Annotated in this window: 16 protein-coding genes; 7 read left to right on the top strand and 9 right to left on the bottom strand. The window is 74.1% G+C overall.

Translation table 11 applies throughout. The features are described 5' to 3' along the window. Positions 1-7: 7 nt before the first annotated feature. From mftC to mftA, 3 genes are read right to left on the bottom strand one after another with little or no spacing between them, the layout of a single operon-like run. Positions 8-1,237: a mycofactocin radical SAM maturase gene (gene mftC / locus ACPZVR_RS00525; protein WP_436697608.1), complete on the bottom strand. Its 1,230-nt coding sequence runs from the start codon at positions 1,235-1,237 to the stop codon at positions 8-10. Then, positions 1,234-1,524 (bottom strand): mycofactocin biosynthesis chaperone MftB, encoded by a 291-nt coding sequence (gene mftB / locus ACPZVR_RS00520; protein WP_436697607.1) that lies wholly within the window; start codon positions 1,522-1,524, stop codon positions 1,234-1,236. The genes mftC and mftB overlap by 4 nt, the downstream gene beginning before the upstream one ends. Beyond that, complete coding sequence (gene mftA / locus ACPZVR_RS00515; protein ID WP_436697606.1) at positions 1,524-1,622, bottom strand: mycofactocin precursor MftA; 99 nt, start codon at positions 1,620-1,622, stop codon at positions 1,524-1,526. The genes mftB and mftA overlap by 1 nt, the downstream gene beginning before the upstream one ends. A gap of 89 nt (positions 1,623-1,711) precedes the next feature. Between mftA and mftR the strand changes: the two genes are divergently transcribed. Further along, complete coding sequence (mftR, locus tag ACPZVR_RS00510; protein WP_436697605.1) at positions 1,712-2,350, top strand: mycofactocin system transcriptional regulator MftR; 639 nt, start codon at positions 1,712-1,714, stop codon at positions 2,348-2,350. Between the two features lie 33 nt (positions 2,351-2,383). Here the strand turns inward: mftR and ACPZVR_RS00505 are convergent, their stop codons facing one another. Further along, a complete protein-coding gene (locus tag ACPZVR_RS00505; RefSeq protein WP_436697604.1) occupies positions 2,384-3,298 on the bottom strand; it encodes a helix-turn-helix domain-containing protein in 915 nt (304 codons plus the stop codon). Positions 3,299-3,534: 236 nt separating this feature from the next. Here ACPZVR_RS00505 and ACPZVR_RS00500 point away from each other — a divergent pair, with 236 nt between their 5' ends. Beyond that, positions 3,535-5,367, top strand: a complete 1,833-nt coding sequence (locus tag ACPZVR_RS00500) for a sigma-70 family RNA polymerase sigma factor (protein ID WP_436697603.1) — start codon at positions 3,535-3,537, stop codon at positions 5,365-5,367. Here ACPZVR_RS00500 and ACPZVR_RS00495 read toward each other — a convergent pair. Further along, positions 5,364-6,257 carry a helix-turn-helix domain-containing protein gene (locus ACPZVR_RS00495; RefSeq protein WP_436697602.1) on the bottom strand — a complete coding sequence of 298 codons (894 nt, stop codon included), beginning with the start codon at positions 6,255-6,257 and terminating at the stop codon, positions 5,364-5,366. The two genes, ACPZVR_RS00500 and ACPZVR_RS00495, sit on opposite strands and share 4 nt — an antisense overlap. 340 nt (positions 6,258-6,597) lie before the next feature. Here ACPZVR_RS00495 and ACPZVR_RS00490 point away from each other — a divergent pair, with 340 nt between their 5' ends. The 5 genes from ACPZVR_RS00490 (at position 6,598) to ACPZVR_RS00470 (ending at position 12,667) form a co-directional block, all read left to right on the top strand. Further along, a complete protein-coding gene (locus ACPZVR_RS00490) occupies positions 6,598-6,858 on the top strand; it encodes a hypothetical protein (RefSeq protein ID WP_436697601.1) in 261 nt (86 codons plus the stop codon). 134 nt (positions 6,859-6,992) lie between these two features. Beyond that, positions 6,993-7,655 carry a lipoyl protein ligase domain-containing protein gene (locus tag ACPZVR_RS00485; RefSeq protein WP_436697600.1) on the top strand — a complete coding sequence of 221 codons (663 nt, stop codon included), beginning with the start codon at positions 6,993-6,995 and terminating at the stop codon, positions 7,653-7,655. Between the two features lie 87 nt (positions 7,656-7,742). After that, positions 7,743-8,651 (top strand): LysR family transcriptional regulator, encoded by a 909-nt coding sequence (locus ACPZVR_RS00480; RefSeq protein WP_436697599.1) that lies wholly within the window; start codon positions 7,743-7,745, stop codon positions 8,649-8,651. Positions 8,652-8,741: 90 nt separating this feature from the next. Further along, a complete protein-coding gene (gene aceE / locus ACPZVR_RS00475; protein ID WP_436697598.1) occupies positions 8,742-11,384 on the top strand; it encodes a pyruvate dehydrogenase (acetyl-transferring), homodimeric type in 2,643 nt (880 codons plus the stop codon). An 11-nt stretch (positions 11,385-11,395) separates the two neighbouring features. After that, complete coding sequence (locus tag ACPZVR_RS00470) at positions 11,396-12,667, top strand: 2-oxo acid dehydrogenase subunit E2 (RefSeq protein WP_436697597.1); 1,272 nt, start codon at positions 11,396-11,398, stop codon at positions 12,665-12,667. 29 nt (positions 12,668-12,696) lie between these two features. Here ACPZVR_RS00470 and ACPZVR_RS00465 read toward each other — a convergent pair whose 3' ends face one another. From ACPZVR_RS00465 to ACPZVR_RS00450, 4 genes are read right to left on the bottom strand one after another with little or no spacing between them, the layout of a single operon-like run. Next, entirely contained in the window at positions 12,697-14,022 is a 1,326-nt protein-coding gene (locus ACPZVR_RS00465; protein WP_436697596.1) for a M20/M25/M40 family metallo-hydrolase, read from the bottom strand. An 18-nt stretch (positions 14,023-14,040) separates the two neighbouring features. Continuing rightward, positions 14,041-14,853: an alpha/beta fold hydrolase gene (locus ACPZVR_RS00460; RefSeq protein ID WP_436697595.1), complete on the bottom strand. Its 813-nt coding sequence runs from the start codon at positions 14,851-14,853 to the stop codon at positions 14,041-14,043. Continuing rightward, positions 14,850-15,002, bottom strand: coding sequence for a hypothetical protein (locus tag ACPZVR_RS00455; protein WP_436697594.1), 153 nt, complete (start codon positions 15,000-15,002; stop codon positions 14,850-14,852). Before ACPZVR_RS00455 ends, ACPZVR_RS00460 begins: the two co-directional genes overlap by 4 nt. 23 nt (positions 15,003-15,025) lie before the next feature. Further along, entirely contained in the window at positions 15,026-16,318 is a 1,293-nt protein-coding gene (locus ACPZVR_RS00450) for a Rieske 2Fe-2S domain-containing protein (RefSeq protein ID WP_436697593.1), read from the bottom strand. Positions 16,319-16,361: the final 43 nt, after the last annotated feature.

Here is a 16,361-nt window from a genome sequence, read left to right as displayed (position 1 = left end):
GGGTTCCTCAGGTCTGATCGGGGACGAAGCCGGCGAGCGGGCTCTCCGCGCAGTCGGAGACCGGCGGTCGGGTGCGCAGCGTGAGCATCACCGGCTGGTTGCGCGTGGGGTTGGACTTGGAGTGGTCCTGGCTCGCGGGCGGGATCACCCGGTCCGCGGCGAGCGCCTGCTCGCCGTACCCCTGGACGCACTCGGGGTCGGGGCCGTCGAGCGGCAGGCCGGTGAAGAACTTGGCCGCCATGCAGCCGCCGCGGCAGGAGTCGAAGAACCGGCACGACGAGCAGGCGCCGCCGGTCTGCGGCGAGCGCAGCTCCTGGAACAGCGCGGAGGTCTGCCAGACCCGCTGGAAGCCGCCGTCGGCCAGCAGGTTGCCGGCCAGGAACTCGTCGTGGATCGCGAACGGGCAGGCGTAGACGTCGCCGATCGGGTCGATCAGGCAGACCACGCGACCGGCGCCGCACAGGTTGAGGCCGGGCAGGGACTCGCCGAAGGCGGCGAGGTGGAAGAACGAGTCGCCGGTGAGGACCTGCTCGCCGTCGGCGGTGTAGGCCATCAGCCAGTCGTAGAGCTCGCGCTGCTGCTCCGGCCGGGGGTGCAGCTCGTCCCAGACGTCGGCGCCGCGGCCGCTCGGGCGCAGCCGGGTGAGGCGCAGCGTGGCGCCGTACGCGTCGGCGAGGGCCTTGAACTCGTCGAGCTGACCGATGTTCTCCCGGGTGCAGACGACCGAGATCTTGGCGTCCTGGAAGCCCGCGTCCTGGAGGTTCCGCAGGGCACGCAGGGCGGTGTCGTAGGACCCGGGGCCGCGGACGTAGTCGTTGACCTCGGCGGTCGCGCCGTCCAGCGAGATCTGCACGTCGACGTAGCCACGACAGGCGGGCGAGGCGAGGAAGCGGGCCCGCTCGGGGGTGATCCGGACGCCGTTCGTGGAGAACTTGACGCCCACCTGGTGGTCGACGGCGTACTCCAACAGCTCCCAGAAGTCGGGGCGGATGGTCGGCTCGCCGCCGCCGATGTTGACGTAGAAGACCTGCATCCGCTGGAGCTCGTCGATGACCGCCTTGCACTGCTCGGTGCTCAGCTCGCGCGGGTCGCGGCGACCGGACGAGGAGAGGCAGTGGGCGCACTCCAGGTTGCAGGCGTAGGTGAGCTCCCAGGTCAGGCAGATCGGAGCGTCGAGACCGTACTCGAACTGCTGGACCAGGCTCGCGGTCTGCGGCCGGTCGGGCGCGATCGTCATGCGGGGTCCTCCTGGAAGGTGGTGCGCGGGCGGATCATGTCGGTCGCGGCCAGGCCGCGCAGGGCCGCCGCATAGGCGGCGTGCTGGGAGGCCGGGACGCCGGCCGACTCGAGTGCGGTCCGCACGTCCGGCGCCGCGTCCAGGCCGCGGACGACGGCGACCAGCTCGGGCCGCTTCAAGAAGGTGAGCTTCCGGTTGCCGAAGTGGTAGGCCAGGGCCCCGAAGGGCTCGGGCCGCAGCGCCACCGACGGCGAGAGCGCCCACGGCTCCCCCAGCAGGGCGTCCATCAGTAGACGCCGCACATGCCGTCGATCGAGACCTCCTCGATGAGGTCCTCGGCCGCCAGCTCGGTCGACGGGGTCTGGTTCTCGAGCTCGGGGTTCATCGTGATCCTCTCGTCGGTTGTGGTTCGCGCCACACTAATGGCACCGGATGCCAAAATGGAAGGGGGCCGACGTGCTAACTTCCGGCCCCATGCCCGAACCCGCGCCCGATGCGGTCGCCGCCGGACCGACGCCGGCGCGCTCCTCCGCCCGCGGACGCCCCGTCGCGACGTCCCACGCCGCGATCGAGCAGGCCGCGTTCCGGCTCTTCGCCTCCCACGGCTTCGCCGGTACGACGATGGAGGCCATCGCCCGCGAGGCCGGGATCGGCAAGCGGACGGTCTTCCGCTACTACCAGTCCAAGAACGACATCCCGTGGGGCCGGTTCGACCGCACCCTCGACCACTTCCGGGCGCTGCTCGACGACCAGCCCGACGACCTGCCGGTCCACGCCGCCATCCACCGCGGCGTCATGGAGTTCAACCGCTTCCCGGCCGACGCCCGGCCGCCGCACCGCGAGCGCATGCGACTGATCCTGACCACCCCGGAGCTGCAGGCCCACTCCGTGCTCCGGTACGCCGAGTGGCGGCGGGTGATCGCCGAGTACGTCGCCCGGCGCACCGGCGCGCACCCCGACGACCTGGTCCCCCGGGTCGCCGGCCACGCGTCCCTGGCGATCTCGCTGTCGGCGTACGAGACGTGGCTGGCCGAGCCCGACGCCGATGCGCCCGAGCTGCCGGAGATCATCGACCGGGCGATGGCCGGGCTGCGGTCCTACCTGGCGGTGTGACGGGCGCCGTCCGGCCTCAGCCTGGATCCACGCTCAGGCGCCCCGCGTCGCCGCCATCTCCTCGGCGGCCCGGTCGCGCAGCCGGCGCGAGACCCGGCGGATCCGCAGCAGCATGGCGGCCGACGGCACCACGGCTCCGGTGACGTAGCTCGAGAGTCGCGACGGCGACGTGCCGATGTGGGCGGCGAAGGCCCGCTGGGAGATGCCGGCCCGGGCGATGCACGCCTTGATGTCGCGGGCGACCAGCGCGCGCTCCGAGGCCTCGCGGCGCTCGCGACACCGGTCGACGACCGTCTCGACGACGGCCCGTGCGCGCGGCGACCGGCTCCGCTCCGCGAGGCGGAGCAGCTCGTGGGCGTACGGACCCCAGGGGCTCGCGGCGACGGCGTCGAGCTGGGCGCGCCACTCGGCGGTCGAGCCGCGGGCCAGCAGCGCGAGGAGCTGGCCGACGGTGCGCACCGGCGGCGCCGCGGGCGCCGCGGGGGCCGCGGAGGCGGAAGGGACCGCGGGGCCCGACTCGATGTCGTGCAGCACCAGCGCGTACGCCGTCGCGGCGCAGGCCCGCGCGACCTCGGCCGGGACGTCGTCGGCCGTCCAGCGCCGGCACGCCTCGGCCGTCCAGCGCCCCGCCGCGTCGGCCTCGAGGAGGCTCGCGGCCCGGTGCTGGAGCCGGGCGAGCTGCTGCTCGCCGATCGCCTCGGCGAGCTGAGCGGTGGTGCGGTGGTCGTCGGGATCGGCGAAGGCGACCACGCCGACGAGGTTCGCCAGCACCGCGAAGAGCTGCGCGGAGCGCGCCTCGTCCGTCCGCTCGTCGAGCAGTGCCAGGAACCGGGCCCAGACCACCCGGTCGCTCCGGCGCACCCGTTCGCGCCGCGCGAGCACGCCCTCGATGACAGCGGCGGTCAGCGCGGGGTGGACGGGGTGCAGGCGGCTCGGTGCGTTGCTCATCGATCGGCGGTTCCTGGCGAGGCGGTACGGACGGAAGGCGCCGGACCATCGCGAGGCGACGCCTGCAGACCTAGATGCGCGAGATCGCCGGATATCACGCGGAACGTGAAACTTTTACCCTTGGTCGGCGAAAGCTCGCTGACCTCGGGGTAGGCGGCCTACCATGCGAGGCAGGACGCGACACCTGTCGCGAGGGGATCGGGGCCCAGCTGCCCTGATCGGGGGGACCACACGACATGCATGACCGCGCGCCATCGCACGACGACGCGGCGAAGCTCTACCGCGACCACGTCGACGACGCTCGCCGCCTGGCCACGATCCTGGTCGGGCAGGACGGGGCCGAGGAGCTCGTCGCGGAGTCCTTCTCGCGCGTGATCGCCCGGCTCCGCGCCGAGCCCGGCTCCATCGCCGACTTCCGGGCCTATCTCCACGTGACGATCCGCAACGGGTTCCGCGAGTCGCACCGCCGCCCGCGCGAGCGGCCCGCCTCCGACCAGGAGTGGCTGCTCGACACGGAGGTGCCGCCGGTGGACGCCGTCCTCGACGGGGTCGAGGCCGACACCGCGCGGGAGGCGTTCGCGACCCTGCCCGAGTCCTGGCAGCGCGTCCTGTGGCATGTCGAGGTCGAGGGCCGCAAGCCGGTCGAGACCGCCGCGATCCTCGGCATGCGCGCCCGGGCGGTCTCCTCGCTGGCGCACCGCGCGCGCGAGGGCCTGCGCCAGGCCTATCTCGACCGACACCTGGACGAGGCCCCGTTCGGAGCGGGGTGCGCCTGGGCCCGTCCTCGGCTCAGTCGCTACGTCCGCGGCCGGCTGACCGGTGGCGCCCACGCCCGGATGGCGACGCACCTCGACGAGTGCGCCGAGTGCCGCGCGGCGTACCTCATGCTCGACCGGCTCAACACCCGGCTCGCGGCGTACCTCTTCCCGGTCGTGCTGCTCGGCGCGCTGCCCGCGGCGGGCGCTCCGGTCGCCTGGCTGGCGGGCGGGACCGCCGCCGGCGCCGGCGGCGGGGCCGTCGTCGTCCCACGACCGCGGACCAACCCGCTGCGGCTCACGCTCGCCACCGGCGCCGCGGCCGGCGCGCTCGCCGTCGCGACCGGCTTCGTGCTGTCGGAGGCGCGGACCGAGGACCCGGCCGCGGCGGAGGCACCGGCGATCACGTCGCCCTCCGCGTCGTCGGCGGCATCGGACCCGGACCGCGTGGCCCCGCCGCCGGCACCTCCCTCGGTGCCGCCGTCGGTGGAGGAGGAGCCGACGCCCACCACGCCACCGTCGGTCGCGCCCCCGCCGGCGCCGACACCGGCGCCGACACCGGCGAAGCCCGCGCCGCAGCCCGAGGACCCGGAGCCCGGGAAGCCGGGACCGGGGGGCAAGCCGACGCCGGGGCCGACCGCGGCCCCGACGGGCACTCCGACCGCGGGTCCCACGGTCGTGCCGCGGGTGACGGTGACGCCCGTGGCGCCGGCGGCGTACCCGGTCGCGGACTGCGCGACGCCGGGCCGGCTGGTCCTGCCGGTGACCGAGGGGATCCGCTACGAGCTCGTCGAGGGCGACGGCCGCACCGGGCCGTGGACCGTGGTCGCCCACGCGGAGCCCGGCTACCAGCTCGCGCCCGACACGCCCGCCCGGTTCACCGGCGACCTCGGCGAGCTCGGGCCGTGCACCCGGCTCGGCCCCGTCACGATCGCCCCCGCGGACGACCTCGGCTCCGGGCGCTGGCGCCTGCGCGTCCTGCCCGAGCTCGACGGTGGACCGCCCCGCACCCTGCGGGTCGTGGTGACCCTCACCCGCACGGTGCTCTACCAGCATCCGACGTGGCCGGACGGCTGGACCTGTCCGGCGCTCGGCGAGGTCGGCATCGCCACGCCGTGGCATCCGGTCGCGTGCACCTTCGACTACGACGGCACCGACCCCGCGGCGCTCGACCTCCTGCTGCTCCCGCCCCTCGGCCTCGCGCCCGCGGAGTTCCTGTCCGCGGTGCTGTTGTACGCCGACGACGCGCTCGTCGACTCCGTGCCGATCGCCGAGCCGGTCCCGGCTGCCGCGGGCGTCGAGGAGGCGTCCTAGCCCGACCGGGTCGTGCGGGTGGAGCGGCGCAGCCCGTCGCCGGCCTGGCTGATCCGGACCAGCATCGCGGCCGACGGCATCACGGCACCGGACACGTACGTCGAGAGCCGCGACTGCGAGGTGCCGATCAGCTGCGCGAACTCGCGCTGGGAGATCCCGGCCTCGGCGATCGTGCGCCGGATGTGCTTCGCGACCGCGCCGCGCTCCCGGTCCGCCGCGTCCCGCTGCGCGCGGGCCACGTGGGCCCGCAGGCAGGCGAGGGCGAAGGCGTCGCGGTCCGGGTCGAGCAGGGCCATCCAGTCCGAGCCCGGGCCGGCCCACGGCTCCGCCGCGATCGCGGCCACGTGCCGGCGCCAGGACGGCAGGTCGCCGTCGTCGAAGGCGCGCAGGACGTCGGCCCGGGACGCGGCGGGAGGGGGCGCGGAGTGCTGATCGTCGCCGCGGAGCAGGAGGTGGGTGACCAGGTCGGCGCACCGCAGGCGCGCGGCGCGCCGCAGCTCCACGCCCTCGGTGCCGTCGGCGTCCTGACCGTCCCGGCCGTCCCGACCGTCCTCGTCACCGGCGGTCTCGGCCCAGGCCGCCCGGGCCAGCCGCACGACCAGCGCCGTGGTGCGCGGTCGCCTCGACGCGGGGTCGATCGCGGCGAGCACCTCCTCCTGCAGGTCGGCCAGGCGGGCGACGCCGAGCTGGCGGGCGAGCTCCTCGAGATCGTCCAGGTCGGCGTCGTCGGCGAAGGAGACCAGCGCGAGGGCGTTGGCCAGCACCACGCGTCGTACCTGGTGCCGCGGGCCCTCGGCGGGCCGGATCGCCCACTGCCCCCGTCGCCACACGTGGCGCAGGGGTACGTCGCCGCGATGTCGTGTCTCGAATCGCTCGACGATGCTCCACATGCGCCCCTCCGGTGTCGGCGCCGCGGCCTCCCCACCGGCGACGCTCGGGCTCAGTCTCCCCGATCCCGCCAAGCCCACACCGAGTCTCCCCACCCCGACGCGATCTGCCTCACGGGGACGTGGGATCGATACCTCATCAGAGAACCATGCCCGCGGATCCCGTGCCCGGGCCCGATCGCGTGGGTAGCGTCGACATGCACCGCTCGGGGTGCCCCGGCTCGGGCCACCTGAACACCCAACGGCCTCCCCCGACCACCCGTCGGCAGGAGACCTCGACCCGAGGGGATCCCATGCGGACGACGACAGCCGGCAGCGACACCGCCCGGACGGAGGAGCGACAGTGACCGAGACGCCCTACGACCGCGCGGCCCGCGCCCTGCAGCTCGCGCTCGAGCGAGCGAACGGCGCCGCCGACCGCCTGACCCGTCGGTGGGCCGCCGGGATCGCGCCGAGCGAGGAGGACGTGGCCGACTACCGCCGCCTCAGCGCCGCGCTCACCTACGCCGAGTCCGTGTGGCAGGTCGAGGCCGAGCTGCTCGTCGCCGCCGGGACCGAGGAGCTGCACCAGCACGGGAGCGAGCCGCGGGCCTCCCGTCACTAGTGGTCCGCGCCCACGCCCACCCCCGTCGGTGCGGCAGCGACATCCGGGGCGAGTCGTCGCCGCACCGCGCCGGACGGGTCTCCCCTCCGGCCCGACCCCGCAACCCGACACCGGCTCGGGCAGAATCCGGTGACGTGCTGCTGCGCGAGGTCACCGGGTCGATCGCGGACTTCCATGCCCGGCCGGTGCCCGACGACCTGGCCCGGGCCGAGGTCTGGTCCTTCCTCCCCGACCGCCCGGCACTGGTCCTCGGCAGCGCGCAGGACCCCACCGTGGCCGACGCCGTCGCCACCGCGGCGGCCGGGGTCGACGTCGTCCGCCGGCGCAGCGGGGGCGGCGCGGTGTACGTCGACCCGGACCGCTCCCTGTGGCTCGACGTGGTCGTGCCCCGTGACGACCCGCGGTGGAGCGACGACGTCCGCGCCTCCGTCCACTGGCTCGGTGAGGCGTGGCAACGGGCACTGGCGAGCCTGGGCGTGGCGGCCGAGCTCTACCGCGGCGGGCTCGAGCAGACCCCGTGGGGGCGGCTGGTCTGCTTCGCGGCGCTCGGCCCCGGCGAGGTGCTCGTCGAGGGCCGCAAGCTGGTGGGGATCTCGCAGCGCCGGACCCGCGTGGGCGCTCGCTTCCAGTGCATCGTCTACGAGCACTGGGACCCCTACGCCGTCCTCGACCTGCTGGAGCTCGGCGAGGCGGACCGGCGCCGCGCGGGCGCGGACCTCGCCGATCGGGCGACGGGCGTCGGGCCGCGTCTCCCCGAGCTCCGCGCGGCGGTCCTCGGCGAGCTGCTCGGCACCTGAGGCGGGGCGGGTCGCGGAGCCGCCTGATCCACGACCGATCCGTCCGGGACGACGCGGGGGCGACCCATGCACTGGGAGCATGGGGTCATGGAGCTCGACACGATCCGCGCATTCCTCGCGGTGGCCGACGGCCACACGGTGACCGAGACCGCCGAGCGGGTCCACCGCACTCAGCCGGCGGTCTCCCGCGCGCTGGCGCGCCTCGAGCGCGACGTCGGCACCCCGCTCTTCCAGCGCGTGGGTCGCGGGCTCACCCTCACCCCCGCGGGGCGCGAGCTGGCCCGGCACGCCCGCGAGGCGATCGACGCCTACGAACGGGGCGTGCGCTCCGTGCAGGACCTCACCGCGCCGGACGCCGGCTTCGTCCCCGTGGCCTTCCTGCACACGCTCGGGACCTGGCTGGTGCCCGAGCTGATCCGCAGCTTCCGCGTCGAGCGACCGCACGTGCGCTTCGACCTGCGCCAGCACGGTGACGCCGGCCTGGTCGACGACCTGCTCGGCGGGCTGGTCGACCTCGCGATCACCGGCGACCGCCCTGAGCATCCGCAGCTCGAGAGTCGCCGCCTGTTCCTCGAGCCGCTCCGGCTCGTCGTGCCGCCGGACCACCGGCTGGCCGGGCGCCGCACCGCCCCCGGACGCCGGAGGGCGCGTCTCGCGGACGTCGCCGACGAGCAGTTCATCGTGCTCAAGAAGGGCTTCAGCCTCCGCGCGATCACCGAGGAGCTGTGCGGGGAGGTGGGCTTCACGCCGCGGATCGGCTTCGAGGGCGAGGAGGTTGAGACCCTCCGAGGCCTGGTGGCCGCCGGCCTGGGCGTCGCCCTGCTGCCCGAGCCACGCAGCACCGCGGCGCCCACGACGCCGCACCTGCGGGTCACCGACGTCCCGGCCTCCCGGGAGATCGGCCTGGCCTGGGTGAGGGACCGTGCGCTGCCGCCCGCCTCGGCGGCGTTCCGAGCGCACGCGCTGCGCACCAGCCACGAGATCCATGCGCAGTAGACATCGTTGTCCTGTGAACTAGGCATTGGACGCATGTTCCTGCCGCGCTGAGGATGGAGCCGCCCCACCTCCGAGCGACAGGACCCCGGGATGAGCGACATCGACCCCGCCGAGACGCAGGAGTGGCGCGACGCCCTCGCGGCCGTCCTCGAGTTCGAGGGCGAGCCGCGCGCGGCGTACCTGCTCGACCAGGTCCTCGAGGAGGCGCAGCGCCTCGGGTCGCGCGTCCCGTTCGTCGCCACCACGCCCTACGTCAACACGATCGCCACCGCCGACGAGCCGGTCCACCCCGGTGACCGCGAGATCGAGCACCGGATCCGCTCGGCCATCCGCTGGAACGCGATCGCCATGGTGCTGCGCGCCAACAAGGACTCGACCGAGCTCGGCGGTCACCTCGCCAGCTTCCAGTCCGCCGCGACGCTCTACGACGTCGGCTTCCAGCACTTCTGGCACGCGCCCACCGACGACCACGGCGGCGACCTCGTCTACGTCCAGGGCCATCTCTCCCCCGGCATCTACGCGCGCGCCTTCCTCGAGGGCCGGCTCACCGAGGCGCAGCTGGACAACTTCCGCCAGGAGACCGGCGGGGACGGCCTCTCGTCGTACCCGCACCCGTGGCTGATGCCGGACTTCTGGCAGTTCCCCACCGTCTCCATGGGCCTCGGCCCGCTGATGGCGATCTACCAGGCGCGCTTCCTCAAGTACCTGCACGCCCGAGGCCTCGCCGACACGGCCGGCCGCAAGGTGTGGGCCTTCCTCGGGGACGGCGAGACCGACGAGCCCGAGTCGCTCGGCGCGATCTCCCTGGCCGCCCGCGAGAAGCTCGACAACCTCGTCTTCGTCGTCAACTGCAACCTCCAGCGCCTCGACGGCCCGGTGCGCGGCAACGGCAAGATCATCCAGGAGCTCGAGGGCGTCTTCCGCGGCGCCGGCTGGAACGTCATCAAGCTGATCTGGGGCTCGGGCTGGGACCAGCTGCTCGCCCGCGACAGCACCGGGGCGCTCAAGCGCCGGATGATGGCGTGCGTCGACGGGGAGTACCAGACCTTCAAGTCCAAGGACGGCGCCTACGTCCGGGAGCACTTCTTCGGCGTCGATCCCGAGCTCGCCGCGATGGTCGCGGACTGGAGCGACGACGAGATCTGGCGGCTCACCCGGGGCGGCCACGACCCGCAGAAGGTGTACGCCGCCTACGCCGCCGCTGCCGCCCACACCGGCAGCCCGACGGTCGTGCTCGCCAAGACGGTCAAGGGCTACGGCCTCGGCAGCGCCGGCGAGGCGCAGAACATCAGCCACCAGGCGAAGAAGGTCGCCGAGCCGGCGCTGCGCGCCTTCCGCGACCGGTTCGCGATCCCGGTCGCCGACGAGCACCTGCTCGACCTGCCCTATGTGTCGTTCCCCGAGGGCTCCCCCGAGCACGCCTATCTCCACGCCCGTCGCCGGGACCTCGGTGGCTACCTCCCCGCCCGGCGGCGTACGTCGTCGGCGCTGGCGGTGCCCGGCGTCGAGGCCTTCTCCGGGCAGCTGGCCGGCTCCAACGGGCGCGCGATCTCCACGACGATGGCCTTCGTCCAGATCCTCACCAAGCTCCTGCGCGACAAGGAGGTGGGCAAGCGGGTCGTCCCGATCGTGCCGGACGAGGCGCGGACCTTCGGCATGGAGGGGCTGTTCCGCCAGATCGGGATCTTCTCGCAGAGCGGCCAGCTCTACACGCCCGAGGACGCCGAGCAGCTGATGTTCTACAAGGAGGACGCCAGCGGGCAGATCCTCCAGGAGGGCATCAACGAGGCCGGCGCGATGTCGTCGTGGATCGCCGCCGCGACGTCGTACTCGAGCAGCGACACCCCGATGATCCCGTTCTACGTCTACTACTCGATGTTCGGCTTCCAGCGGGTCGGCGACCTCGCCTGGGCGGCCGGCGACATCCGGGCCCGCGGCTTCCTGGTCGGCGGCACCGCGGGACGCACGACGCTCAACGGCGAGGGACTGCAGCACGAGGACGGCCACAGCCACCTCCAGGCGGCGATGATCCCCAACTGCGTCGCCTACGACCCGACCTACGGCTACGAGCTGGCGGTGATCGTCGCCGACGGCCTGCGCCGGATGTACGCCGAGCAAGAGGACGTCTTCTACTACCTCACGCTCATGAACGAGAACTACGAGCACCCGCCGATGCCCGAGGGCGTCACCGAGGGCATCCTCAAGGGGCTCTACGAGCTGCGGCCGGCCGAGGGTGCCGCGCAGGTGCAGCTGATCGGCTCGGGCACCATCCTGCGCGAGGTGCTCGCCGCCGCCGACCTGCTCGCGGCGGACTTCGGGATCGATGCCGACGTGTGGAGCGCCCCGAGCTTCACCGAGCTGCGCCGCGACGGCCTGGCCACCGAGCGCTGGAACACCCTGCACCCGCTCGAGGAGCCGCGGGCGTCGTACGTCGCGTCCTGCCTGGCGGGGCGGCCCGGTCCGGTCGTCGCCGCGACGGACTACATGAAGGCGTACGCCGACCAGATCCGCGCCTTCGTGCCCGGCAGCTACACCGCGCTCGGCACCGACGGCTTCGGCCGGTCGGACTACCGCCGCAACCTGCGCCGGCACTTCGAGGTGGACCGCCACTTCATCGCCGTCACCGCCCTGCGCCGGCTCGCCGACGAGGGCACCGTCACCCCGGCCGTGGTCGCCCAGGCGATCGAGAAGTACGGCATCGACCCCGACCGGGCCGACCCGGCCCACGCGTGAGGACAGCAACGATGGAGAGCCCCGTGGAGATTCGCGTGCCGGACATCGGCGACTTCGCCGACGTACCCGTCATCGAGGTGCTCGTCGGCCCCGGCAGCGTCGTGCGGGTGGAGGACCCGCTCGTCACCCTGGAGACCGACAAGGCCACGATGGAGGTGCCGTCGCCCGTCGAGGGGACCATCGTGTCGGTCTCGGTGACGGTGGGTGACACGGTCAGCCAGGGCACGGTGATCGCGGTCGCGGAGAGCGCCGCCGCCGACAGCGCCGCCGACAGCGCCGCCGTGAAGGCGGCTCCGGTCGAGGCTTCCGTCGAGCCGGCGCCCGCTCCGGCCGTCGTAGCCGAGGCGGTCGAGGTAACGGAGCCGGCGACGGCCGGCTCCGACGACGGCGGCCTGCGGGCCACGCCCCTGGTACGACGCCTCGCCCGCGAGCTCGACGTCGACCTCACCACCGTGACCGGCAGCGGCCCGAAGGGCCGGGTCACCAAGCAGGATCTGCTGACCCACTACGACCGCGGCGTCGCTCCCGCGACCCCCGGATCCGCCGCAGGTGCGGGGATCCCGGCGCTCCCCGAGGTCGACTTCGCGAAGTTCGGCCCGGTCCGCCGGGTCCCGCTCTCCCGCATCAAGCGGATCTCGGGCCCGCACCTGCACCGCTCCTGGCTCAACGTCCCGCACGTCACCCATGCCGACGAGGCCGACATCACCGACCTCGACGCCTACCGCCGCGAGCTCGACGAGGCCGCCCGCGCCGACGGCTACCGGGTGACCCTGCTGAGCTTCCTGCTCAAGGCGGCCGCCGCGACCCTGCGCCAGTACCCCGAGGTCAACAGCTCGCTCGTCGGCGAGGAGCTCGTGCTCAAGGACTACGTCCACATCGGTGTCGCCGTCGACACGCCCGACGGCCTCGTCGTCCCCGTGGTGCGCGACGTCGACCGCAAGGGCATCCTCGAGCTCAGCCGCGAGCTCGCCGATCTGTCCGCGCGGGCCCGCGACGGCAGGCTCACCGCCACCGACCTGCAGGGCGCCACGTTCACGATCAGCAGCCTCGGCGGCATCGGCGGCACCCACTTCACCCCCATCGTCAACGCTCCCGAGGTCGCGATCCTCGGAGTCGTCCGCTCGAAGACGGCACCCGTCTGGAACGGCGAGACGTTCGTGCCGCGCCTGATGCTGCCGCTGTGCCTGTCCTACGACCACCGGGTCGTGGACGGCGCGCTCGCCGCCCGCTTCACCGCGCACCTCGCGCACCTCGCCGGCGACGTACGACGCCTGGTGCTCTGACGCGGGGACGCGGCTGCCGGGGCGGCGGGCTAGGCCGAGGGGCGACCCGCGGGGCGACTGGCGAGCGTGACGGCGGTGTGCACCAGGTGGCGCGTGAGGCGCTCGGCCTCCCGCAGGTCCACGACGTTCATGCCCGCGGGGAAGTCGAGGGGCAACGGCGCGTCCGGGCCGATCCGGTCCATGCCGATGCGCGCCGTGGGCAGGCCCTTCTGACGCAGGATGTTGGCATCGGTCGCACCGCTGTTGGCGACGATCGGGCGGTGCGGCGCACCGGCGAGCTCCTCCCACGCGGCGACGGCGGCGGCGACCACCGGGGCGTCCTGGGGGGTGGCGGTGCCGGGGATGGTCAGCCGCGAGCGCCAGCGCACCGCGAGCTCGGGGTGCCGGGCGCGGATCTCGTCGACGGCCGCACCGAACTCGCGGCGCACGTCGGCGAGCGGGGTGCGGGGGCTCGTGCGCAGGTCGACGTAGAACCGGCACAGGGCGGGGGTCACCGACGACATCCGGGGCCAGCCGCTCTCGATCGCCGACACGATGCCCTGCGGCGCCACGAGCCCGTCGGTGTGCCACTCGGCGTACGTCGCGAACCACTGCTCGAGCTCGAGGACGACGACCGAGGCGCCCGCGATCGCGTTGCGGTACGGCATCCGGTGCCGGCTGCCGACGTAGGAGAAGTTGCCCTCCACCTCGACCTCGAACCAGCACAGGCCGACCTCCTCCCAGGCCACCGCCCAGCCCGGCTTGGCGATCACCGCGTGGTCGGCCCAGACACCCTGCTCGAGCATGAAGGAGCAGCCGGCGCCCTGGCCGGCGTTGTGCCGGGTCAGGCCGCGCTCGATGCGCCCGTTGGTCGGCATCCCGCCGGCGCCGAGCCCGACGAGCACGCTGCCCGGGAGCTCGAGCCCGGCGGCGGCGATCGCCTCGGCGGCGGCCATCACGCAGGCCGCGTGGCCCTTGGGGTTCGAGGCGCCGAGACCGAGCACGTGGTCGCCGTCCACCCGGGCCCGGGGCTCCATGTCCTCGCGTAGGACGGGGCCGATCCACGGCACGTCCTCGGCGGCGTCGCCGACGGTCAGCGTGTCGATCGGCGCGTAGAGCAGCACGTCCTCACCGCCACCGCTGCCGGCGAGCTCGCCGACGGCGTTGGCCTGCCGCTCGTCGAGCCACTGCGTGCGGGCGGACACGCCGTGCGCGTCGAGCTCGGCGGCGGCCCACTGCGCGAGCTCGGCCTCCTCTCCGGTCGGGGACGGGATGTCGACGAGGCCGACGACCAGCTCGGCCAGCCGGTCGCGGTCGATCTCGCGCCACGCGGCGTCGATCGCGGTCCGGACGGCGTTCGGGTCGGGTGTCGTCATGCTCGTTCTCCTCGTTGCTCAGGACAGGTGGGCGCGCACCAGCGCCGCGGTGCGCTCGGGGAACTCGGCCTGGGGGTGGTGGGCGGCGCCGTGGACCACCGCCGCGGACCCCCGCGGCAGCCGGTCCGCGAGCCAGGCGCCGTACGCCGGCTCGCCGAAGGGGTCGTGCTCGCCCCACAGCACGAGGGTCTCGGCGCGCACCTCGCCGAGCAGGCCGGTGAGGTCCTCGGGGTCGCCGAGCAGGCCGGGGTCCGCGGCGACCGCCCGGCTCGCGGGCGTCAGGCTCGCCGCGTGGCGCAGGGCGACCAGCTCGTCGGGGATCCGGCTCGGGTCCCGCCACTCGAGCGCGAGCACGGTCTCGCGCAGGCGCTCGGGCGTCGGCTCGGCGGAGTCGTAGTACGCTGCGCGGGCGCGCGGGCCCAGCCCCAGGTCGGCCGCGATGCCCGGTGGCGCCGGGAGCGGCTGGCTGCCGCAGGCGACCAGCCGGCCGACGAGGTCCGGCCGGCGCGCCGACAGGACCATCGCGACGATCCCGCCCAGCGATGTCGTGAGCACGTCGCACCGGGCCAGCCCCCGCTCGTCGAGCAGCGCGGCGAGCGCGTCGGCGCCACCGGTCATCCGCGGCCCGCGGGAGGCGGGCAGCGGCGACCCGCCGTACCCGGGCAGGTCGACCAGGTACAGCACCCGGTCGGCGAGGGCGGGCAACAGCGCCCGGAAGTCGGCGGCGGCGTGGCAGCCGGGCCCGCCACCGTGCAGCACGACGATCGGCGGCGCAGACGCCGTCCCCTCGCCCCGCCGCTCGACGGCGAGGCGAGGGCGGGCGGCGGTCATCGCAGGGAGGCGGGCCGGTCCTGGCGGCGTACGTCGCGCACGACCGTGCCGGTCAGGCGCAGCAGCACCGCCTGCACCAGCCGCGGCAGCACGGCCAGGACGGCGAGCACGGCGACGACGCGGAGCAGTGCCTTGGGGTGGAGCTTCATCCTCGAAAGTCCTCTCGGGTCGGTCACTCGGCCGGGGGCTGGCGCTTCGAGCCGGGCGTGCGGTCGACCTGGACGGTCGGCGCCACCTGCTCGATGTGACGGCGGATCGCCGTCAGGGACAGGTCGGGGCGGTAGAGCTTCTCCGGCGGCGCGTTCATCACGTCGACCATCCAGGCGTCCTGACCGGTGAACTGACCGTGGAAGAGCCAGCGGATCGCGGAGAGGTACTTCGCCTTGAAGATCGAGGCCTTCGCGCCCTTCTCGAAGCGCACCAGGATCTGGACGTAGCGGACCTGGTCCTCGTTGACCGGGACGTACCACTCGAAGTGGATGAACTCCGGGTAGGCGACGCGCAGCAGGCCGGGCAGCCGGAAGGACACGAAGCCCGGGATGTTGAGCCCCTTGATGACCGGGTTGACCCGCTTGCCCTTGCCGGGGGCGTCGGGCAGCGGCATCCGCTTCCACCAGCGCTTGTTGGTCCAGGTGCCCAGCCCCGGGAACTCGGCCTCCCAGTGCACCTCGTCCTGCACCCGGATCAGCCAGCCGTCCTCCTCGACGATGCGCGTCATGTTCCAGGCGGGCATCACCTTGAACAGCCGCCACAGCGCGGTGTTGTGGAGGTACTTCGCGTGGCCCTCGTCGAAGCCGTTCTCCGCCGCGAAGCGCCAGTTGCCCTCGCGGATGTCCCACCGGCCGCCCATCACGAAGTCGTTGTCGAGCAGCTCGTCCGGGATGTCCCGCTCGACCGGCGGCACGTCGTCGCCCTGGGCGTCGCCGACATAGATCCACACCAGGCCGAGCCGCTGCTCGACCGGGTAGGTCGACACGGAGACCTTGTTGTTGATCGGCGAGTCCGGGCCGTCGGTCAGCGCCGCGCACATCCGGCCGCTGTCGAGCTGGTAGGTCCAGCCGTGGTACGGGCAGCTGATCGTGCCCTCGTACTGGCGCCGGCCCAGCGACAGCGGCACGCCGCGGTGCGGGCAGCGGTCGTGCAGGCCGAAGATCCGGTCCTTCTCGCGCACGAGCACGATCCGCTCGCCCAGCAGCTCCACCGGCACCGGCTTCTTGCCGACCTGCTCGGCCCACATGACCGGGTACCAGTAGTCGCGGAAGCCGAGCTCGGCGGCGTCGTAGAGCGGCCACGACGACCAGTCGTTGCCGTGCTCGTTGGACGCGGTACGGCGCCGCCCGGCGCGGGGTCGGCGCTCGCCGGCGACGCGGCGCGGGGCGGGCGGCGCCTCGCCCGGCGCCCGCCGGCGGGCGGCCCGGCGCTCGGGTGCGTCCGTCGTGGACTGCTCGTTCTCGGTGAGGCTCATGGTCTTTCCTTCCTCCAGGTTCACGTCGGTGCCGGACTCGGAT

It is taken from the genome of Nocardioides segetis (assembly GCF_051390595.1).
In the GTDB taxonomy this organism is placed as follows: domain Bacteria; phylum Actinomycetota; class Actinomycetes; order Propionibacteriales; family Nocardioidaceae; genus Nocardioides.
This window is presented reverse-complemented; position numbering and strand designations above follow the sequence as displayed.